The sequence below is a fragment of the Flavobacteriales bacterium genome, assembly GCA_016715895.1.
Lineage (GTDB): Bacteria > Bacteroidota > Bacteroidia > Flavobacteriales_F > PHOS-HE28 > PHOS-HE28.
Window position 1 is genome coordinate 1,648,451 of the sequence record JADJXH010000004.1, and the last position, 20,072, is coordinate 1,668,522.

Genomic DNA, 20,072 nt, shown 5'->3' on the forward strand with positions numbered 1-20,072 from the left:
GTTCGACGCCAAAAGCCGCGCTCAGCGGGCGATCACGGTGCCCACGCGGCCTTTGCGCGAGCCATCGGCACCCTCCACCACGCAGCGGTAGGTGCCGGCCTTCAATCCGCCACGTTCGATGCGGTGCTCGCCGGCGCCAAGGCCGTCCACGCGCAACACCTCCCGCCCCTGGGCATCGAACAGCACAAGGGACACTTGGGACTGCCCCTCCGGCATCACCGCCGTGAAGCCGCTCTCGAACACCGTGGGATAGAGGTAGGCCGAGGGGGCCGGGCTCGCCTCCTCCACGGCCACCGTGCTGCCGGCCACGGAGTAGATGTCCGTGAACGAACCGACATACAACAGGCTGCCATCCGCGAAGAACTCCTCCAGGCTCACCAGGTCGATCACGGAAACCCCGCCGTTGTAGGCCGCGAAGGTGACCCCGTTGTCGATGGAGCGGTAGATGCCCGTTTGGTTCGGGAGGATCAGGTACACCTTGCCGTCGTAGCCGATGATCTCACCGTCGGCGAGGCTCGTCGGTGTGCCGGTGGCGTCGTTCCACGTTGCACCGTTGTTGGTGCTGTACCGCACACCGAAGGTGGAGACCATGACGAGGTTGCTTCCCGCGGCGGCCACGCCGAACACGGTGTAGTTCACACCGGGCATCGCGGTCCAGTTGAGCCCGTTGTTCGCGCTGGTGTAGATGCCGGTGTTCGTCGCCGCATGGAGCAGCCCGCCCACCTGCGTGAGGTGGTACACGATGGTGTTGGAGCCCATGCCCGAGTGCCCCACGTTCCAGGTGCCACCGAGGTTATCGGTCTTCCAGATGCCGCCCCCCTGGCTCACCGTACCGGTGAACACGGCGAAGAGGTCGTTGCCGAAGGAGAAGAACTTGTTCGCGTAGACCTGATTGCTCGCGGTGAGGCTCCCGTTGACGCTCGTCCAGGAGGTTCCTCCATTGTCCGACCGATGGATGCCGGATTGCGTGCCGGCGAAGAGGCTCGTACCCTTCCGTCCCACGGACTCCACGAAGTAGTTCCCTCCGTTCTGCGGAAGACCTGTGTTCACCGCGGTCCAGCTCGACCCTCCATTGGTGCTCTTCTTCACTCCGGTGGGATAGGTCACCGCGTAGAGCGCCCCCCCTTCGGAGGTCATGCTCCGGGTCTGTTGCTGACCGCTGGCCAACGCTGTCCATTGGGCCGGCGAGACGAAGGGGAGGAAGGCGAGCAGGGCGAGCGGAGCGGTCGGAAGGAGGCGCATGGCGTCGGATTGGGACCGCAAGTTGGGGCGGGCCTCCGCTGTGCCGTCCGTTCACGTGCTGCCCTTTTTCAACAGCTGGGCATCATGAGCCTGGCGAAGCCGGTCGCGGACCGCGGTGAAGGCCTCGCAGGTGCGGTCGAGCGCCTCGCCGAGCACCTGGCCCAGCTTGTAGCCCGCGCTGATGTCCGCACCGGGTCGTTCCAGCATCCTGCGGGCCCCTGACGGATGGCGGAGGACCGCCGCCTCCAGGCATCCGCGCACCTGCCGCTCCAACAGGCTGTTCGATGCACCAAGGTCCACGGCCCCCACACAACCACAGAGGTCCTCGATCAAGGCCTTCTCGTCACTTCGTGCCGGTGCGGATTGAGCGGCCGACGGCGACCCGGTCGCGCCCAGGCATAGCAGCAGCCCCATGCAACGGATCACCCAATGCACTCCGAAAGGTAGCGCGACCGGTGATGGATGTCCGGTCTTGTGACCAGCGGTGATGTGCGCGGGGTGAACGGTGATCCTCGGAGCGGCCGGGTCAACAGGCTACCTTTACATTCCTCATGGCCGCCCCCCTTCGCCTGTTCCTCGCGTGGATCGTCGTGCTCGGTATGGGGGGCTCCATCCTCCCGCCCGAGCTCGGTGCGCTGCACACCTGTGCCGGGCATTCGGGCCATCAGCACGATGCCGAGCGCCACCCCGGCGATGGGGGCGATTGTGCGGGCTGTGCGCTCGCCATGGTGGAGGCCCTTGTTCATCGTCCATTGCAATGGACGTGCGTGGAGGATGGGGTGGTGCGGGCGGTCGTGAGCGGACAGGGCGCAGCACCTGCCGGGTCAGCTGCTTGCGGCACCACCGACCGCGGACCACCCTCGCGTGGCTGATCTCCGAGGTACGTGCTCCTTCATTCCCAGCCCACCTGCCATGTCCTTCCTCCGGCCCTTGGCGGCCGTGCTCATCCTTCTGAACAGCGCCATGCTCCAGGCCCAGGAGCCATGCACGCTGGTGCTGTCCGGCATCGTCGTGGATGACCATGATGGGGCGCCCTTGGGTTTCGCCCAAGTGATGGTCGTGGGCACCTCGGTGGGCGTGGTGGCCGATGCGGAAGGACGGTTCAGGATCGAGGGCCTCTGCCCCGGGCCGGTGGAGCTGCGCCTGGAACATCTGGGATGCCAGCCGGTGCAGCGGAAGCTGGACCTTGCGACCGATCGCTCCATCACCGTGCGGCTGGAGCACCATGCGGAAGAGCTCAAGCAGGCCGAGGTGGTGCGTGAGCGGCCGGATGAGAACGTCGGCATGTCGCGGGCCGTCATCGACAGGGTCGCCATGGAACGGGCCTCGGGCCGCTCCCTCGCCGATATGGTCGCGACCGTTCCGGGTGTCACCGTGCTGCGCTCCGGACCGGTCATCGCCAAACCGGTCGTTCAAGGCCTCTCCGGCAACCGCGTGCTGACGCTCAACCAAGGGGTGCGGCAGGAGGATCAGCAGTGGGGCGGCGAACATGCCCCGGACCTGGATCCGTTCAGCACGGACCGCATCGAACTCGTGAAGGGGGCCGCATCGGTCCAGTACGGGAGCGATGCCTTGGGCGGGGTCATCATCACCTCGCCGGTGGAACTGCCGCGGCAGGGCGGGGTGGGCGGTGCCGTTGGTGTGGTGGGGATCAGCAACGGTCTGGGGGGGAGCGCGCAGGCGGTCCTCGAAGGCGGGTTCGGCCACCTGAACGGACCTGGATGGCGGCTCCAGGGTTCCGGACGCCTGCTGGGCGATGGCCAGGCACCAGGCCATGTGCTCAGCAACACCGGCCTGCGCGAAGGGGCCGGTTCAGTGGCCATCGGACATCATCGTCCACGCGGCGGTGTCGAGCTCTACTACAGCTACCTCGCCCGCGAGGTCGGCATCCTGCGCGCGGCCCACATCGGCAACCTCACCGACCTGCAGAACGCCATCGAACGCGACGAGCCCTGGTACCAGGCCCCGTTCACCTACGCCATCGACGCCCCCCGGCAAACGGTGCAGCACCACCTGATGAAGGCGCACGGTGAGCTGAGGTTGTCCAGGCGGGGACAGCTGGAGCTCACCTACGCCTACCAGGCGAACGACCGGCAGGAGTATGACATCCGACGCGGTGGACGCAGTGCCCGACCGGCCCTCGACCTGTTCCTGGCCACGCATTCGGCCGACCTCGTGCTGAAGCATCACGTGGGTCCCCGCCTGCACGGCAAAGTGGGCGCCAATGGCCTGGTGCAGACCAATGTCAACATCCCCGGAACCGGCGTCAGCCCGCTCATCCCGGACTTCCGGCGGCGCACGCTGGGGGTGTTCGTCCTGGAACACTACCCGATCGGTGAACGGCTGGAGCTGGAGGCCGGTGCCCGGCTCGACGGCGCGGGCCTGGTGGTGTACACCTTCGATGAGGCGGATCGACCGTTGAGCGTGGAGCATCGCTTCATCAATGGAGCGGGCAGCCTGGGCGCCAACTGGACCGTGGGCGACAGCCTTGCCTTGCGCATCAACGTGAGCTCGGCCTTCCGGCCACCTCATGTGAGCGAGCTCTACAGCGCAGGTCTGCATCACGGGGCGGCGGCCATCGAAGAGGGCGATGCCGGCCTGGGCAGCGAGCGGATGTACAAGGGCACGATCGACCTGGTCGGAAGCGTGTGGGGAGGCCGCCTTACCGGCATCGTTTCGGCGCATGCCGGACGTGCGGATGGCTTCATCCAGCTCCGGCCCGAAGGCGTGGCCCTCACCATCCGCGGCGCGTTCCCCGTGTTCCGCTACGCGGCCACGGATGCGTTCCTCTGGGGCATCGATGGGCGTGCGCAACTGCAGATCGCCCGGCATTGGTCCACGTCCTTCGAATGGAGCCTGGTGCGGGGCCGCGATCTGCGCCGTGAGGAGTGGCTCTACATGATGCCCTCCGATCGGGGCTCCCTGGTCCTGGCCTGGCGGGGAGCGGACAAGGGGGCGTGGGCACGACCCGAACTGGCCTTGCGCTCGTCCCTGGTGCTGCGGCAGTCCCGCTTTCCGGAGGACCTTGACCTGGTCGACCCACCTCCGACCTATCACCTGCTGGGCCTCAGCGCGGCGGTGGAGCGACGCATGAAGGGCGGTGTGCTGCGCATCGGCCTGGAGGGCAACAATGTGCTCAATGCGCGGTACAGGGACCTGTTGGACCGCTTCAGGTACTATGCGGACGCGCGTGGCGTGGAGGTGCTGGTGAGGCTGGGGTATACCTTCGGAAGGCGGGCCACATGAGGCGGACATACGCCGCAGGTCCGGGCCTTCGTTCACCGGGCATGACCTTCCGTTGGGCCATCGTTGCGTGGGTAGGCCTGCCTGTCTGGGCGGCCTGCACGGACCCGCCACGCCGTTCCGATCGTGGACCGGTCGTTCAGGAGCGTTCCGTACCGATGGCCGAGGATGTGCCGCTGAACGCGCTCCTCGACAGTCTGGGTATCGATGCGGACGAGGTGGCCATCCATGTGGACAAGAGCGAGCGGCGACTCTGCCTGAAGCACGCCGACGCGACGGTTCGCTGCTACGATGTGGTGTTGGGCGGATCACCGGAAGGGGACAAACGCATGCAGGGCGATCAGCGGACCCCGGAGGGGAGCTTCACCTTCCGCGACAAATACCCGCACCGGGAGTGGCACCGCTTCGCCTGGATCGACTACCCGAACGCGGAAAGCGTTCGGCGGTTCAAGGCGCGGCGCGCCGCCGGGGAGATCCCGGCCGATGCGCGGATCGGCGGAGAGGTGGGCATCCATGGCGTTCCGGCGGGCATGGACCTGCTCATCTCCACGGGTGTGGACTGGACGCTGGGTTGCATCGCCATGCGGAACGACGATCTCGATGAGGTGTACGACATCATTCGGCCCGGCCGGACGATCGTCCACATCGGGCCGTGAGGCTCAGCGTCCGGTCGGGAAGAGCTCGTTGGAGCCCGTCAGCGGGTCGTGAGGACGATGCAGGACGACCCCCTCGATCTCCAGGATGACGATCTCCAAGGTGGTCCGCACCACACAGCCCGCTGGTACGTGGCCTCCGCGGACCGCCCCATCCGGGTCGGAAACGGTGGCGTGGAGGTGTGCCCCGTCGGGCCCGATGGTCCCACTGAGCGTCACCACTTCCTGGTCGTCGGGCAGGATCGTGGGCTCGGTGCGGCCGGCGAAGCGGAGCGCGCAGGGCCCGAGGCTGCCCACGGCCGCGATCACCGCGCCGCCACCCACGCCGGTGTGTCGGGCCCAGGCCTCAAGTCCAAGGCGGACATCCTCGCCCGGGGCCATGCGGAGGGCATGCACCGCACCCGCCCGGCCCGTGGCGTGCTTCACTGGTCGAAGCGGTTCGGGAACTGCTGACGGAGCACACCGATGCCGTCGTGGATCTTGGCCTGCTGGTCGTGCTTGAACCGCTCCAGGGCCTCGGCGATGGCCGCATCGTGGGCGCCCAGCAGCTGCACCGCCAGCAATCCCGCGTTGCGGGCACCATTGATGGCCACAGTGGCCACGGGGACCCCCGCAGGCATCTGCACGATGCTCAGCAGGCTGTCCCATCCATCGATGCTGTTGCGGCTCCGGATGGGCACGCCGATCACCGGCAGGGTGGTGAGGCTCGCGACCATGCCCGGAAGATGTGCGGCGCCCCCGGCGCCGGCGATGATGGCCTTCAGTCCACGGGAACGGGCCGTTCGCGCGTAATCGAACATGCGCTCCGGTGTCCGGTGGGCGCTCACCACGGTGAGCTCATGCTCCACCTGGAACTCCTTGAGGGTGTCCGCGGCCTCGCGCATCACTTCCAGGTCGCTGCGGCTGCCCATGATGATCCCGATCATGTCCGTGTGGGTGTTGTGGTCGTGTTCGCAGAAGCCGGCACCACGCGCCCATGCAGCCGGGTGACGGCGATGCCCTGGTCCAGCGCGGCATGGTCCTCGGCAAGCAGGGTCACATGGCCCATCTTCCGGCCATCGCGCGTTTCGCGCTTGCCGTAGAGGTGCACGAACGCGCCGGGCACATGCACGATGTCGGAAAGACCGGTCAGCACCGGCTCGCCGCTCCCCTGTTCACCCACCAGGTTCACCATGGCCGCATGGGCCCGCAACCGGGCATCACCGATGGGCAGGTCGAGGTAGAGCCGCAACAACTGGTCGAACTGGCTGCTCGCGCAGGCTTCGATCGTATGGTGGCCGGAGTTGTGCGCACGGGGAGCGGTCTCGTTCACCAGCAGTTCGCCGTGGGTGGTGAGGAAGAGCTCGACGGCATACAGCCCGGGCGCATGGAACGCATCCGCCACCTTCACGGCGAGCCTCCGTGCATCCTCCAGCGTTCGCGCGTCAAGGCGCGCGGGTGCACGGAGGTGGTCCACCAGATTGTAGCGCGGGTCGAACACCATTTCCACCGGATCGTAGGCCAGAGTGTTGCCGGCGGTGTCGCGCACCACGAGCACGGCGAGTTCCAGTGCAACGGCCACCTGTGCTTCCACCACGCTCGGTCCTTCGAAGGCGAGCGGGAGGTCCGTCGGCCCCCGCAGGGCCATCACGCCCTTTCCATCATAGCCGCCCGTACGGGCCTTCAGGAAGACGGGGAAGGCCGGAGGCGCTGCGCGCAGGGCCTCGCGACCGTCCACCAGGGTGAAGGGTGCGGTCGGCAGCCCGTGGTCGCGGTAGAAGACCTTCTGGGTGCCCTTGTCCTGGATGGTGCGCAACACGGCCGGATCGGGGATCACCCGCTTGCCCAATGCCTGGGCCGCTTCCAAGGCGGTCACGCTCACGTGCTCGATCTCGATGCCCACCACATCGGCGTCGCCCACGAACCGCAGCACGGTGTCGTGGTCGGCGAAGGAGCCTTGCACGAAGCGTTCGGCGATCCCCGCGCAGGGGCATTGCGGATCGGGGTCGAGCACATGCACCCGGGCGTCGTAGCGCAGGGCGTTCTCGATGAACATGCGGCCCAGCTGGCCGCCGCCCAGCAACGCGATGATCGGCCGTTGGCGCACGGGCCAAAGATAGCCGCGCGCTCAGCGCCGGCGGGCGTACCGGCGCTTGAAGGGCTTGAACCGATACCCCACGGTGAACTGGAGGGTGTTGTTGCGGGGGTAGACCGTGCTGTCATCGGCGAGCGTCGGGGTCACGCCTCCGTAGTACCGCAGCGTCAGGTCCGTGCCACTGATCAGGTCCAGCCCCAGGCCGGCGATGATCCCGGCGTCCAGCGGAACGAACCGGTCGGTGGTGTTGATCGCCCCGTCGTCCGTTTCGGTGCGCGCCAACAGGAGCCAGCCCAGCTGCCCGCCGATGTGCAGGTTCAGCGTATTGCTCACGAAGAACTTCACGGACAGGGGAAGGTGGGCGTACAGCTGGCGGTCCACCCAGCGGTCGTCGTTCTCACCCACCGCGTAGGAGGCGCCGTTCAGGCTCACCAGCAGTTCCGGTTGCAGTTCGATCCGGTCGCTCACCCCGAAGGCCGCATAGGGGCCCAGCGTGGCACCTGGCACCAGCCCGTATTGCACAAGTGCGGACCGCGCCGTGCCCAGCACGATGCCGCCCTTGAAGCCGATCGCAGATCGTTGGGCATGGGCCAAGACGGTGGTCAGGAAGAGGGCGAGGGTGGCGGCCGTCCGGAAGCGCATGGCTGCAGGTCTGTACGGACGCGTACGAACTGCAGCGCTCGAGGTTGCGGCGGCCTGATGCGGATCCGCCGACCGCTACCGGACCATCGACGAACGCGGACCGGGGAGCGATGACGGACTATTCGCCGGTGAGCACGAACCGCAGGACGACGGGTCTGTCCACATCGCCGATCAGCACCACCTGGTAGGTGCCTGCTGAAGCACCGGCGGCCAGGATGGTGGTCCGGTCCGCCTGGATCCGGCCTTCGGCCACCGGCCTGCCCGTCCCATCGTACACCCGATAGGTCCATCCCTTGGCAGCCGGGCCGATCAGATCGGCCTGGCCGTTCCGGACAAGCACCTGATGCTCCGCCGCGACCCAGGGGTTCATGCTGGTGGATGTCGTGATGTCCACGGTATAATCCTCCGTTTCGCCCCAGGAATAGTCAAAGCAGGGGTCCACCGGATCGGGCTCGCCGGTGTTGACGTACACACAGCGAACGCGCATCATGGTGCCGCCCAGTGTGGCGCTCATCGGCACCATGAACGGGATGGAGAGGTTCTGGAGCGGGGCGCTGTTGGTCTCCTCGCCGAGTTTCTCGGCCACCTCGAACTGTCCGTCCTGGTCCATATCGATCCACGCGGCGATCCGGTCGGGCACATAGGTGCCGCCGGTCACCTGCAGCGTGTAGGTGTCACCTCGTACCAGATCGGTGCTCAGGGCTGTGTAGTCCGTGTAGGTCGGCATGGACGTGCCACCCGTGCCGATGTTCTGGATGGAGCCGAGCTGCACGCTTTCGATGAAGTCCCCGTCGGAGGTGCCGTTCACCGATGTGGGGATGCACGAGCCTCCCGGTGTGGTGATGACCACCGTGTAATCCTCCGTCTGGCCCCAGGTGTAATCGAAGCAGGGGTCCGTGGGGTCGGGCTCGCCGGTGTTGAGGTACACGCCCCGCACCCGCATCCGGGTCTGGCCCAGCGCAGCGCTCACGGGAACGATGAACGGGATGGACATCACCTGCCCGGCCGAGGTGTTCGTCACTTCGCCAAGCTTCTCCCCGGTCTCGAAGACCTCGTCCTGGTCGTAGTCGATCCACACCGCGAAGGCGTCGCCCACATACGACCCGGCCGTCACCTGAACGACCTGACCGGTGCCGCGCTGCAGCGTGGTGCTCAGGCCGGTGTGGTCCACATAGGCCGCACCGCCGACGCCACCCGTTCCCGTGTTGTTGATGGAACCGAGCTGCACCCCATCGATATAGTCGCCGTCAGCGGTCCCCTGCGCGCTGGTGGGGATGCAGGGACCCGACGGTACGGTGCCACAGGCCGGGCTGTTGAGCAGGGAGGCCCTGACCCCGTTGAGGACACCTTGCATCGAAGCGGCCTGCTGGTCGGTGAACATCACGCTGCACGACGCGTAGTCCATGAAGTTCTCGTACTGGGTCAGCACGCCGCACTTCATCAGGTTCGTGTTGCTGCAGCTGAAGGTGGGGCTGTTGGTCGTGGGGGTGTCGGAGAAGCCGTCCGAATCGGTGCAGTTGCCGTTGTCGAAGGGATGCAGCAGCCCGAAGTAGTGGCCGATCTCGTGGGTGGCCGTTCGCTCACCGGCGCCCAGACCGTAGTCGTGGTCGATGACCAGGCCATCGATGCCCGACCCGACCACACCGCCCACGGGGAGGTAGGCATAGCCCACGGTCACCGTACCCCCGGTGGCTCCGCTGGTGATGTCGCAGACCCAGATGTTCAGGTAATGGTCGGGGTCCCACGGGCTGATCCCTTTCGGCGGTGACTTCATGTCATCGGTCTCGGTGTCCGGATCGAACCACGTCTCCGAGGTCTGGGTGCGGGTGATCCCGGTGGTCGGGTTCCCGTTCGGGTCCACCGTGGCGAGGCAGAACTCCATGCCCCCGTTGCCGATCACGCCCGTGAAGGCCGGGCGAACGGTGTTGAGGTCGGCGTTCACCTGCTGGTAGTCCTGGTTCATCTGGTCGATCATCTGGGTGATCGAGGCGTCAGGCACGTTCTCGGCGGGGGTGTTCCACACCACATGGACCACCACCGGCACCGTCTGGAGGCCACCGCGGAAGCTGCCGCGCGGCACCTGCCGCAGGGCTGAGGCCAGGTCGCCCGTGCCTCCGTTGGCGATCAGGTGCCGCTGGGTGATCACTTCGGCCATGCAGTGCTCCTGGGCGGTGGCGGTGCTGAGGATCGCGGGCAGGCAGATGGTCGTCAACAGGAGGCGCATGGGATGGGTCCGTGGTTTTGGGCCGCGAAACTAGACCCGTCCGTTGCGATCGGGCGGGTGGTCCGTCGAATGTTGCCAACGATCACCGCCGGCGTTCCAGGTCGATCAGGTAGTGATCGGCGTAGCGCGCCGTCCAGCGCCAGCCCGCGACCAGCTCGTCCAGCCTGGACAGGCGCTCCAAGGTCTTCGGCCGGTGGCCGTACCGGTGGACCAGCTGCGTGGGCGGAACGAAGAGCCCCACCGGTCGGATGTTCACGGTCCTGAACCAGGGCGCGGTGAGCCGCTCGAGCGTGGCCGGAGCATGGTTCCAGCGCACCACGCCGGTGCCGCTCAGACCGGCGAGCTCCGTGCGCTGTCGCCCACGTTGGAAGGCCTCCCGCCATTGCAGCCGCACGAGATGATGCAGGGTCTCGCGGACGCAGCGGTCGGGTTGGATCACCGCCACGAAGCGCCCACCGGGACGGATCCGCTCAGCCACGGCATGGATCACGGCCACCAGGTCGTCCTCATCGTACTGGTTGAGACCGCCCATGTCGGACAGCACCAGGTCGAAGAGCATCGGCCATACCTGCCCGTGCAGCCCCGACTTCGGCAGAAGTTCGAGCAGGATGCGGTCCTCCAGCCCGTATTGACGGACGCGCTCCCTGGCCCGGCGGATGAGCTCGGGGCTCTGGTCGGTGGCGATCACCCGGTGGCCCTGGCGGGCCAGATGCACCGCGTCGGTGGCATCCCCTGTGTTCAGCTCGAGCACGTGCATCCCCGGGTTGCGCAGCAGGGCTTCGAGATAGGCCCAGATGGCACGGCGCTGCACCAGCCCGATGCGATTGTGCACGAACTCCGTGTCGTACACCGAACGGCCGTGTCGAAGGGGCTCCATGATCGAAGGCAAGGTATGGCGACCGTGGGGAGGTCCGCCAGTGCGGGGTGGACGTATGCCAGTGCTCCGGCGCTGCTTCGCCTCAGGAAAGCAGGGTGGTGATCGCCGCGCGCGGGTCCGGGGCGCCGAACACGCTGTTGCCCGCCACGAGCACATCGGCGCCATGCTCGATCAGCTTGCGGTGGTTGTCGGCAGCCACGCCGCCATCCACTTCGATCAACGCGCCGGAGCCGGTCCGCTGACGCAGCTCGCGCAAGGCCTCCAGCTTGCGGTATGTGCCTTCGATGAAGCGTTGCCCGCCGAATCCGGGGTTCACGCTCATCACCAGCACCAGGTCGAGGTCGGGCAGGATGGCCTCCAGGGCGGACACGGGCGTGTGCGGATTGATCGAAACACCGGCCTTCATGCCCTGTGCCTTGATCGCCTGCACGGTGCGGTGCAGATGGGTGCAGGCCTCGAGGTGTACGGTGAGCACGTCCGCGCCGGCCTCCTTGAACGCCGTGACGTAGCGGTCGGGGTCCACGATCATCAGGTGCGTGTCGAACACCTTGCGCGTGAGCGGGCGGATGGCCTTGATGACCGGGATGCCGTAGCTGATGTTGGGCACGAAGACGCCGTCCATCACGTCCAGGTGCAGCCATTGCGCCGGGCTGTCGTCCACCAGTCCGACGGCGGAACGCAGGTCGGTGAAGTCGGCCGAGAGCAGGGATGGGGCGAGGATGTGGGGCATCAGGGGCGAAAGTAGGGGCCTCCCGGGCATGATGGCCGTGGGGGGTGAACGGGAAAGGCCGCCCCGGGGACGGGGCGGCCTTCCATGGATGCGTCGATGGTTCAGCCCAGGTAGGCGCGCAGGGTGCGGGAGCGGCCGGTGTGCTTCAGCCGGCGGATCGCCTTCTCCTTGATCTGGCGCACGCGTTCCCGCGTCAGGTCGAACTTCTGGCCGATCTCCTCCAGGGTGTGGGGCTGGTTGCCCTTCAGCCCGAAGTAGAGGCGGATCACATCGGCCTCGCGGCTGCTGAGCGCGTCCAGGCTGCGCTCGATCTCCAGCCGCAGGCTGTCGGTCATCAGGGCCTCCTCGGGGTCGGGCAGGTCCTGGTTCTTCATCAGGTCGAGCATGGTGCCGCTGTCCTCGCCCTCGCGCAGGGGAGCGTCCATGCTCAGATGCTTGCCGGTGTTGTTGAGGCTGGTCTTCACCTCCTCGAGGGTCATCTCAAGCACCTCGGCGAGCTCGTGCGCGGTGGGCGGACGTTCGTGCTCCTGCTCCAACCTGGCGAAGGCCTTGTTGATCTTGTTGATCGAACCGATCTTGTTCAGGGGCAGGCGCACGATGCGCGCCTGTTCGGCCAGGCTCTGCAGGATCTGCTGACGGATCCACCAGACGGCGTAGCTGATGAACTTGAAGCCGCGGGTCTCGTCGAAGCGTTTCGCCGCTTTGATCAGGCCCAGGTTGCCTTCGCTGATCAGGTCGGGCAGGCTGAGCCCCTGGCCCTGATACTGCTTGGACACGCTCACCACGAAGCGCAGGTTGGCCTTGCAGAGGGCTTCCAAGGCGTCGTTGTCGCCTTCCTTGATGCGGCGGGCCAGTTCCACCTCCTCTTCGGCCGTGATCAACTTCACTTTCCCGATCTCCGTCAGGTACTTGTCCAGGGACGGCGTGTCCCGGTTGGTCACCTGCTTGGTGATCTTCAATTGCCGCATGCGTGCCATATGTGAGCTGGGGGTGTTTGGCGAAGAGCACGCTGTTCAACGGCACATGGGCCGCACTGGTTACGGGGGATACGCGGGGGCCGAAAGCGGCAGGGCCGCCTTTTCGGGCGGCCCTGCGGTCCTCGGATGGTCGGGTCAGTTCTGTTCGGGAGGCGCATCACCGTGGTCGCGCCGCGGACGATCCTCGCGGCGGGGACGGTCGTCGCGGCGGGGACGATCGCCGCGGTCGCGACGCTCACGCCCTGCGCCTTCCATGGCGGGCTCGCGCTCCACCCAGCCTTCGGGCTTGGGCAGCAGCACGCGGCGGCTCAGCTTCAACTTGCCGGTGCGCGGGTCCTTGCCCACCACCTGGAAATCGATCATCTCGCCCTCCTTGAGCACGTCCTCCACGCGCTCGATGCGTTTCCAATCGAGCTCGCTCACGTGCAGCAGGCCGTCGGTGCCGGGGAAGATCTCCACGAACGCACCGTAGGGCATGATGGTCTTCACCTTGCCGCGGTAGTTCACGCCGATCTCGGCCTGGGGTGGGAAGGCGATGGCCTTCACGCGCGCCACGGCGGCCTCGATGCTGGCCTTGTTCTCGCTGGCGATCTCCACCACACCGCGACCCTCCACCTCGTCGATGCTGATCTGCGCGCCGGTCTCGGCCTGGATCTCCTGGATCACGCGGCCACCCGGGCCGATGATGGGCCCGATGCTCTCCTTGGGCACCTCGAAGGTGACGATGCGCGGGGCGTGGGGCTTGTAGTCCTCACGGGGCTTGTCGATCGTCTTCAGCATCTCGCCGAGGATGTGCAGACGACCCTGTCGCGCCTGTTCGAGCGCCTGGGCCAGCACCTCGTAGGGGAGGCCGTCCACCTTCATGTCCATCTGGGTGGCCGTGATGCCCTTGGCCGTGCCGCAGATCTTGAAGTCCATGTCGCCCAGGAAGTCCTCGTCGCCCAGGATGTCGCTGAGGATGGCGTGGCGCGTGCCGTCGCTGATCATGCCCATGGCGATGCCGCTCACGGGGGCCTTGATCTGCACGCCGGCGTCCATCAGCGCAAGGGTGCCGCTGCACACGGTGGCCATGGAGCTGCTGCCGTTGCTCTCCAGGATGTCGCAGTTCAGGCGGATGGTGTAGGGGTTCCCGGGCGCGGGCGGGATCACGGGCTTCAGCGCGCGCAGCGCCAGGTTGCCGTGGCCCACTTCGCGGCGTCCGGGGCCGCGGATCGGTTTCACCTCGCCCGTGCTGAAGCTGGGGAAGTTGTAGTGCAGCATGAAGTTCTCGCTGCCCTTCCGCGTGGCCAGGTCGATGGTCTGCTCGTCGAGCGAACTGCCCAGGGTCACGGTGTTGATGGCCTGGGTCTCACCACGGGTGAAGATGGCACTGCCGTGCGTGCCGGGCAGCATGTCGATCTCGCACCAGATCGGGCGGATATCGGTGGTCTTCCTGCCGTCGAGGCGCACGCCCTTGTCCAGCACGGCGTTGCGCACCGCCTTCTTCTGCACCTTCTTGAAGGTGCGGGCCAGCATGGCCTTGTCGGCCTTCTCCTCGTCGCTCAGAGTGGCGAGGCACTCGTCCTTCACGGCGCCGAACCTGGCGCTGCGGTCCTCCTTGCCGCTGGGCTGCAGGGCCAGGTCGTAATAGCGCTGGTAGCAGAAGTCGGCGATCTTCTTCTCCACCTCGGGGTTGTTCTTCTCATGATCATAGGTGCGCTTCACATGGCTCTTGGCCACGGCGGCGCTGAGCTCGTTCAGCACCTTGCAGTGCACCTTGATCGCTTCGTGCGCCACCTTGATGGCCTCGATCATGTCCGCTTCCTGCACCTCGCTCATCTCGCCCTCCACCATGAGGATGTCGCGCTCGGTGGCGGCCACGATGAGGTCGATGTCGGCGCGTTCCACCTCCACCATGTCGGGGTTGATCTGGAAGCGCCCGTCGATGCGGGCCACACGCACCTCGCTCACCGGACCGCCGAAGGGGATGTCGCTCACCGCCAGTGCGGCCGCACCGGCCAGGCAGGCCAGGCTGTCGCTGTGGTTCTTCTTGTCGTGGCTCATCAGCATCACCTGCACCTGGGTATCCCCGTGGAAGTCGTCCGGGAAGAGGGGGCGCAGCGCACGGTCCACCAGGCGGCTCACGAGGATCTCGTGGTCGCTGGGCCGGGCCTCACGCTTGAAGAAACCGCCGGGGAAACGACCGGCGGCGCTGAATTTCTCGCGGTACTCCACCTGCAGGGGCAGGAAATCGATGCCCTCCCGGGCCTCCTTGGTGGCCACCACCGTGGCCAGCACGATCGTATCGCCCATCCGTACCGTCACCGATCCGTCCGCCTGTTTGGCCAGCACCCCGGTCTCGATGGTGATGGGGCGGCCATCGCCCATGTCGATGGTCTTCTTGATCCCTTGTGGTCTCATGTTCTTGTCTTCTTTTCCTCGTGTTGTTTTCCTCTCGTTGCCTCAGCGAATGAAAAAGGGCGACCGTGCCGCACGATCGCCCTTGGTTCAGAATTGATGTCCAGGCGCCGCCGTATGCCCGGCGGTCGCGCAGGGGTCACTTGCGCAGACCAAGCTCCTGGATGATGGCGCGGTAGCGCTCAAGATGCTGCTCCTTCAGGTAACCCAGGAGCTGTTTCCGCTTACCCACCAGGCCCATCAGGGCCATCTCCGTGGCATGGTCCTTCTTGTTGACCTTCAGGTGCCCGGTGAGGTGATCGATGCGCTTGGTGAAGAGCGCGATCTGGCTCTCGGCCGCACCGGTGTTCATCTCGGTGCCACCGTGCTTCTTGAAGATCTCGCGCTTGGCCTCTTTCGTCAGGTACATGGTCGTCCGCGTTGGTCCAACACGGCATTTCCCCGTGTTGAGGCGGCAAAGATAGATGTTTTCAGGACCCGGGCAGCCCTTCAGGCCTGAAAGAAGGTGATGAACTGCGAGAGCCTGGCCTTCAGGTCCTTACGTGGCACGATCTTGTCCAGGAAGCCATGCTCGAGCACGAACTCGCTCGTTTGGAACCCTTTGGGCAGGTCGGTGCCGATGGTCTCCTTCACCACACGGGGGCCGGCGAAGCCGATCAGCGCCTTCGGTTCGGCGATGTTCAGATCGCCCAGCATGGCGAAGCTGGCCGTCACCCCTCCCGTGGTGGGGTCGGTGAGCACGCTGATGTAGGGCAGCCGCTTGGCGGCCAGCTGGGTGAGCTTGGCGCTGGTCTTGGCCATCTGCATCAGGCTGAAGCCGGCCTCCATCATGCGGGCCCCTCCGCTCTTGCTGATGATGATCAACGGACACTTCCGTTTCATGGCCTGATCGGCCGCCAGGGCGATCTTCTCACCCACCACGCTGCCCATGCTCCCGCCGATGAAGCGGAAATCCATGCAGGCGATCACCACCATGCGCTTGTCCAGCTTCCCCTCCGCGGCCCGCAAGGCATCGTTGAGGCCGGTCTCCTTCCGGGTCTTCTGCAGCCGGTCGCTGTACGGTTTGGTGTCCTCGAACTTCAGCGGGTCACCGGCCACCAGATCGGCATGCAGTTCCGTGTACTTCTGATCGTCGAACAGGATGGCGAAGTACTCCGCGCTGCCGATCTTTTCGTGGTGCTCGCACTTGGCACAGACCCAGAGGTTGTTCTCGTGGTCCTCCGAGGTCATGATCTCATCGCACTCCGGACACTTGTACCAGAGCCCTTCGGGCGTCTCCTTCTTCTCCTCGGTGGAGGTGGTGATGCCTTCCTTGGTGCGAGTGAACCAGCCCATGGGTGCAAAGGTGGAATGCGAAAGCTGAACGATGAAACCGGAACGATGAAGGGCGGAACCGGGGTCTCGTTCCAGCTGTCAGCCTTCCCCTTTCAGCGTGCCTAAGCGATGGTGACCTTCGGGTCGAGATACACGTCCTGGATGGCGTTGAGCAGCTGCACGCCTTCGCCCATGGGGCGCTGGAAGGCCTTGCGGCCGCTGATGAGGCCCTGGCCACCGGCGCGTTTGTTGATCACGGCGGTCCGCACGGCCTCCGCCAGGTCGCTCTCCCCGCTGCTGGCCCCGCCGCTGTTGATCAGTCCGATGCGGCCCATGTAGCAGTTGGCCACCTGGTAGCGGCACAGGTCGATCGGATGCTCGGTGGTGAGGTCGCTGTACACCTTCTTGTGGGTCTTGCCGTAGCCGCTCAGTGCGGTGTACCCGCCGTTCACCTCGGGCAGCTTCTGCTTGATGATGTCCGCCTGGATGGTGACACCCAGATGGTTGGCCTGTGCGGTGAGGTCGGCGGCGGTGTGGTAGTCGACCCCGTCCTTCTTGAAGCCCGGGTTGCGGAGGTAGCACCACAGGATGGTGGCCATGCCCAGTTCATGCGCCAGTTGGAAGGCCTCGGCGATCTCGGTGATCTGCCGGGTGCTTTCGTCGCTGCCGAAGTAGATGGTGGCGCCCACGGCCACGGCCCCCATGTCCCATGCGCTCTCCACGGTGCCGAAGAGCACCTGGTCGAACTTGTTCGGCAGGGTCATGAGCTCATTGTGGTTGATCTTCACGATGAACGGGATGCGGTGGGCGTACTTGCGCGCCACGCTGCCGAGCACACCGTAGGTGCTGGCCACCGCATTGCAGCCGCCTTCGATGGCCAGCTTCACGATGTTCTCCCCATCGAAGTAGATGGGGTTGGGCGCGAAGCTCGCGGCGGCGCTGTGCTCGATGCCCTGGTCCACCGGCAGGATGCTCATGTACCCGGTGTTGGCCAGGCGGCCGCCACCATAGAGGGCCTGGATGCTGCGCAACACCTGGGGGCTGCGGTTGCTGCCCGCGAAACAGCGGTCCACGAAATCGGGACCGGGCAGGTTCAGCTGGTCCTTGCTGATGGTGGTGCAACGGTGTCCGAGGAGGCGGTCGGCGTCCTGGCCGAGCAGCTCCTCGATGCGGCCGGTCTTGGTGGTGGTGGGCATGCGGTGCGTGCGGATGGGCGGCAAAACTACGGAAAGCGGACAGGGGTGTCGAGCCGCCGGGGGCGGTCAGAAGGGATACCCGATCCCAAGGTTCAGGTTGGCCAGGTCGCTGAGGGCACGCTCCTCGCGGGTGCGTTCGAAGATCCAGCGTTCGCCGGAGGGGAGCGCGGGGTCCTTCGTCTGGAACCCCAGGTCGAAGCGGACCAGGAAGAAGTCGAAGTTCAGGCGCAGCCCGGCCCCCACGCCGATCGCCAGGTCGCTGAGGAGGTCGCTGTCGATCCCGCTTCCGGGTCGCTGGGGGTCCTCCTTCAGATACCAGATGTTGCCGGCGTCCACGAACAGGCCCATCTCGAAGAAGCCCACCAGCTTGAAGCGGTATTCGGCGTTGGCCTCGATGCGCACTTCGCCGATGCGGTCGTAGGCGACCAGCGGTGCCGCGTACGATCCGGGACCCACCGACCGTGCGCGCCAGGCCCGAAGGCCGTTCGCGCCGCCCACGAAGAAGCTCGATTCAAAGGGCAGCACGCCGAGGTTCCCGAACGGCACGCCCACCCCGGCGGCGGCCCTGAACACGAGCTGGCTCTTCTCGTGCAGGCGCCGGTAGTAGCGCAGGTCCGCATCCAGCTTCACGAACTGGGCGAAGCGCACCCCGTCGATGGTGTGGAAGCTGTTCCCGCTGGTGTCCGTGGTGCGCTCCCAGCCCAGCAGGCCCGCCACTCCACTGAGCAGGTTGCCGCTGGTCTCCAAGGTGGTGCGGAGGAAGACCACATCGCGGCCCTTGGCCGTGCCCTGCGTGTTCAGGGTGTAGAACGCCCGGGCGCCGATGATCAGGTGGTCCGTGTAGCTGTCGGTGAGCACCGGGTCGTTGGCCTGCTGGAGATAGGTCCGGAAGGCTTGGGTGAGGAAGGGGATGCGGATGATGTTCAGGTCCACGGGAAAAATGCCCACCGTGGCCCGCGGGCTCTCGGTCCATTCGAGCCCCAGGCTCGTCCGTGCCAGGGTGCGGTTGTAGTCCGGGCGCCGCTGGTAGTTGTACAGGGCGGTCCAGGTGGTGCGCGGCGCGGCGGATTTGGTGAACCAGCGGGCGGGCACGAAGGGGCGAGGGAACCGCAGGGTGAGCTCCGGACCGATCTCCACGGTGTTGAACAGCACGTCGCGGCCCACCGCCGTGCTGGTCTCGCCCGTGCCCGTCTCCTGACCGGTGATGCTCTGCTGGGCCTCCAGGCCCAGGGTCACCTGCGCTTGAAGGGACCCCATGTTGCGGAACACGTTGCGATGGCGGTAGGCCAGGCTGATGGAGGTGCCCAGGAAGCCCCCGCGGTTCGTTCCGAAGCCCTCCACCGTGAAGCCCTGCTGCTTGGCCGGGGTCAACCGCATGGTGCAGTTCACCACGTCCCGTGCCCCGGTGCCCACCGTGTCGTACAGCATGTCCACACGGTCGAAGACCCGCAGGTTGGTCAACCGCCGGAAGGTCCTGTCCGCCATGCTGGCCTGGTAGCGGTCGCCCGGATGGAAGTACACCGTGCTCAGCAGTGCCTGAGGCCGATAACGCGGTTTGTTGCCTTGGTAAAGAAAGGTGTAGCCCTCCCGCACCAGCGTGTCAACAGGCAGGGCCGACCGGCCCGCGAACGAGCCCGTGGCATCGATGGTCACCTGACCGATATGGTGGATGGTGCCCTCCCGGGAGCCTCGAAGGCCGGCATCCCTGTCCGCCATCGGTCTGGTCAGTCGCATCATCACATCCACCTGATGGTCACCCGCCGCGGTATCAGCGTCGAAGCTCACCAGGTCGCGATGGAAGTAGATGTAGCCCAGTTCCCGCAGCACTCCGGTCACACGGTCGCGCTCGGCCTCCAGATCGTCGGCATCGAACCGCGCACCACTGCGCAGTCGTGAACCGTCCCAGGTCTTGGTCAGGTAATCCTCGATGCTGGGGTCGTCCACGGAGAACCGGATGTGGCGCAGGCGATGCGGTTCGCCGGGGATCACGTGGTAGCGCAGTCGGGCCCTGCGCCCGCGATGGGCGACGGAATCGGTGACCTCGCCCTTGAAGAAGCCCTCCCGGAGGAGGTACATGCGCATCTGCGTCACGGTGCGGGCCGTCAAGGTGCTGTCCAGCACTACCGGCGGTTCACCGACCACCTCGCGGAGCCATTCGCCGAAGGTGCGCCCGGCTTCCTTGGGGGGCTTGCCCTGCTGCGCGCGACGGGCATTGGTCCTGGCGGTCCGCTCCGCGCGGTGGGCCTTCCGGCGGGCCAGTCGTTCGGGCGACGGGAGGTTGTACATCGCCAGATAGAAACGCAGTCCCAGGATCCGCTTGTTGGGCCGCTGCTTCATCAGCGACGCCAGCTCGTCCTTCTCCACACGCTTGTCCTTCACCTCCACCTTCGATCGCACGAGCAGATGGCGACCGGCCGGCACGCGCCGCGCCGGGTCGCACGCGGAAAGGACCAGCAAAAGGACCACCGGTAGCACGATATGCGTGGTCCGCGGATGCACGGAG

General features: G+C 66.4%; 18 protein-coding genes. 3 read left to right on the forward strand and 15 right to left on the reverse strand.

The features are described 5' to 3' along the window. Positions 1-21: 21 nt before the first annotated feature. Positions 22-1,242, reverse strand: a complete 1,221-nt coding sequence (locus IPM49_15725; protein ID MBK9275971.1) for an exo-alpha-sialidase — start codon at positions 1,240-1,242, stop codon at positions 22-24. A 51-nt stretch (positions 1,243-1,293) separates the two neighbouring features. Further along, positions 1,294-1,668 carry a hypothetical protein gene (locus IPM49_15730; protein ID MBK9275972.1) on the reverse strand — a complete coding sequence of 125 codons (375 nt, stop codon included), beginning with the start codon at positions 1,666-1,668 and terminating at the stop codon, positions 1,294-1,296. Positions 1,669-1,793: 125 nt separating this feature from the next. On the opposite strand from IPM49_15730, the gene IPM49_15735 reads away from it, so the two are divergent. Genes IPM49_15735 through IPM49_15745 form a run of 3 tightly spaced genes read left to right on the forward strand, consistent with a single transcriptional unit; the run spans position 1,794 to position 5,141 of the window. After that, positions 1,794-2,114 carry a hypothetical protein gene (locus IPM49_15735; protein MBK9275973.1) on the forward strand — a complete coding sequence of 107 codons (321 nt, stop codon included), beginning with the start codon at positions 1,794-1,796 and terminating at the stop codon, positions 2,112-2,114. 40 nt (positions 2,115-2,154) lie between these two features. Beyond that, on the forward strand, positions 2,155-4,488 hold the full coding sequence (locus tag IPM49_15740) for a TonB-dependent receptor (GenBank protein MBK9275974.1): 2,334 nt from the start codon (positions 2,155-2,157) through the stop codon (positions 4,486-4,488). Between the two features lie 41 nt (positions 4,489-4,529). Then, positions 4,530-5,141 carry a L,D-transpeptidase family protein gene (locus IPM49_15745; GenBank protein ID MBK9275975.1) on the forward strand — a complete coding sequence of 204 codons (612 nt, stop codon included), beginning with the start codon at positions 4,530-4,532 and terminating at the stop codon, positions 5,139-5,141. Between the two features lie 3 nt (positions 5,142-5,144). Here IPM49_15745 and IPM49_15750 read toward each other — a convergent pair whose 3' ends face one another. The 13 genes from IPM49_15750 to IPM49_15810 form a co-directional block, all read right to left on the reverse strand. After that, positions 5,145-5,564 carry a DUF296 domain-containing protein gene (locus IPM49_15750; GenBank protein ID MBK9275976.1) on the reverse strand — a complete coding sequence of 140 codons (420 nt, stop codon included), beginning with the start codon at positions 5,562-5,564 and terminating at the stop codon, positions 5,145-5,147. After that, positions 5,561-6,064: a 5-(carboxyamino)imidazole ribonucleotide mutase gene (gene purE, locus IPM49_15755; protein ID MBK9275977.1), complete on the reverse strand. Its 504-nt coding sequence runs from the start codon at positions 6,062-6,064 to the stop codon at positions 5,561-5,563. Before purE ends, IPM49_15750 begins: the two co-directional genes overlap by 4 nt. Beyond that, complete coding sequence (locus IPM49_15760) at positions 6,061-7,173, reverse strand: ATP-grasp domain-containing protein (GenBank protein ID MBK9275978.1); 1,113 nt, start codon at positions 7,171-7,173, stop codon at positions 6,061-6,063. The genes purE and IPM49_15760 overlap by 4 nt, the downstream gene beginning before the upstream one ends. A 72-nt stretch (positions 7,174-7,245) precedes the next feature. Further along, complete coding sequence (locus IPM49_15765) at positions 7,246-7,854, reverse strand: porin family protein (GenBank protein MBK9275979.1); 609 nt, start codon at positions 7,852-7,854, stop codon at positions 7,246-7,248. A gap of 118 nt (positions 7,855-7,972) precedes the next feature. Continuing rightward, positions 7,973-10,078: a hypothetical protein gene (locus IPM49_15770; protein ID MBK9275980.1), complete on the reverse strand. Its 2,106-nt coding sequence runs from the start codon at positions 10,076-10,078 to the stop codon at positions 7,973-7,975. Positions 10,079-10,160: 82 nt separating this feature from the next. Continuing rightward, positions 10,161-10,955, reverse strand: coding sequence for a class I SAM-dependent methyltransferase (locus tag IPM49_15775; GenBank protein MBK9275981.1), 795 nt, complete (start codon positions 10,953-10,955; stop codon positions 10,161-10,163). An 82-nt stretch (positions 10,956-11,037) separates the two neighbouring features. Next, complete coding sequence (locus IPM49_15780; protein MBK9275982.1) at positions 11,038-11,685, reverse strand: ribulose-phosphate 3-epimerase; 648 nt, start codon at positions 11,683-11,685, stop codon at positions 11,038-11,040. Between the two features lie 101 nt (positions 11,686-11,786). After that, positions 11,787-12,653, reverse strand: a complete 867-nt coding sequence (locus IPM49_15785; GenBank protein MBK9275983.1) for an RNA polymerase sigma factor RpoD/SigA — start codon at positions 12,651-12,653, stop codon at positions 11,787-11,789. A 144-nt stretch (positions 12,654-12,797) separates the two neighbouring features. Then, a complete protein-coding gene (locus tag IPM49_15790) occupies positions 12,798-15,062 on the reverse strand; it encodes a polyribonucleotide nucleotidyltransferase (GenBank protein ID MBK9275984.1) in 2,265 nt (754 codons plus the stop codon). A gap of 136 nt (positions 15,063-15,198) precedes the next feature. Beyond that, positions 15,199-15,468 carry a 30S ribosomal protein S15 gene (rpsO, locus tag IPM49_15795; protein MBK9275985.1) on the reverse strand — a complete coding sequence of 90 codons (270 nt, stop codon included), beginning with the start codon at positions 15,466-15,468 and terminating at the stop codon, positions 15,199-15,201. An 80-nt stretch (positions 15,469-15,548) separates the two neighbouring features. After that, a complete protein-coding gene (locus IPM49_15800) occupies positions 15,549-16,394 on the reverse strand; it encodes an acetyl-CoA carboxylase carboxyltransferase subunit beta (protein ID MBK9275986.1) in 846 nt (281 codons plus the stop codon). 101 nt (positions 16,395-16,495) lie between these two features. Further along, positions 16,496-17,569: a class I fructose-bisphosphate aldolase gene (locus tag IPM49_15805; GenBank protein ID MBK9275987.1), complete on the reverse strand. Its 1,074-nt coding sequence runs from the start codon at positions 17,567-17,569 to the stop codon at positions 16,496-16,498. Between the two features lie 66 nt (positions 17,570-17,635). Continuing rightward, positions 17,636-20,035, reverse strand: coding sequence for a BamA/TamA family outer membrane protein (locus IPM49_15810; GenBank protein ID MBK9275988.1), 2,400 nt, complete (start codon positions 20,033-20,035; stop codon positions 17,636-17,638). Positions 20,036-20,072: the final 37 nt, after the last annotated feature.

Excerpts from the sequence above, each read along its gene's own strand:
- IPM49_15725 (MBK9275971.1), bottom strand. The coding sequence starts at position 1,242 with ATGCGCCTCCTTCCGACCGCTCCGCTCGCCCTGCTCGCCTTCCTCCCC.
- IPM49_15735 (MBK9275973.1), top strand. The coding sequence starts at position 1,794 with ATGGCCGCCCCCCTTCGCCTGTTCCTCGCGTGGATCGTCGTGCTCGGT.
- IPM49_15740 (MBK9275974.1), top strand. The coding sequence starts at position 2,155 with ATGTCCTTCCTCCGGCCCTTGGCGGCCGTGCTCATCCTTCTGAACAGC.
- IPM49_15745 (MBK9275975.1), top strand. The coding sequence starts at position 4,530 with ATGACCTTCCGTTGGGCCATCGTTGCGTGGGTAGGCCTGCCTGTCTGG.
- purE (MBK9275977.1), bottom strand. The coding sequence starts at position 6,064 with ATGATCGGGATCATCATGGGCAGCCGCAGCGACCTGGAAGTGATGCGC.
- IPM49_15760 (MBK9275978.1), bottom strand. The coding sequence starts at position 7,173 with ATGTTCATCGAGAACGCCCTGCGCTACGACGCCCGGGTGCATGTGCTC.
- IPM49_15765 (MBK9275979.1), bottom strand. The coding sequence starts at position 7,854 with ATGCGCTTCCGGACGGCCGCCACCCTCGCCCTCTTCCTGACCACCGTC.
- IPM49_15770 (MBK9275980.1), bottom strand. The coding sequence starts at position 10,078 with ATGCGCCTCCTGTTGACGACCATCTGCCTGCCCGCGATCCTCAGCACC.
- IPM49_15775 (MBK9275981.1), bottom strand. The coding sequence starts at position 10,955 with ATGGAGCCCCTTCGACACGGCCGTTCGGTGTACGACACGGAGTTCGTG.
- IPM49_15780 (MBK9275982.1), bottom strand. The coding sequence starts at position 11,685 with ATGCCCCACATCCTCGCCCCATCCCTGCTCTCGGCCGACTTCACCGAC.
- IPM49_15785 (MBK9275983.1), bottom strand. The coding sequence starts at position 12,653 with ATGCGGCAATTGAAGATCACCAAGCAGGTGACCAACCGGGACACGCCG.
- IPM49_15790 (MBK9275984.1), bottom strand. The coding sequence starts at position 15,062 with ATGAGACCACAAGGGATCAAGAAGACCATCGACATGGGCGATGGCCGC.
- rpsO (MBK9275985.1), bottom strand. The coding sequence starts at position 15,468 with ATGTACCTGACGAAAGAGGCCAAGCGCGAGATCTTCAAGAAGCACGGT.
- IPM49_15800 (MBK9275986.1), bottom strand. The coding sequence starts at position 16,394 with ATGGGCTGGTTCACTCGCACCAAGGAAGGCATCACCACCTCCACCGAG.
- IPM49_15805 (MBK9275987.1), bottom strand. The coding sequence starts at position 17,569 with ATGCCCACCACCACCAAGACCGGCCGCATCGAGGAGCTGCTCGGCCAG.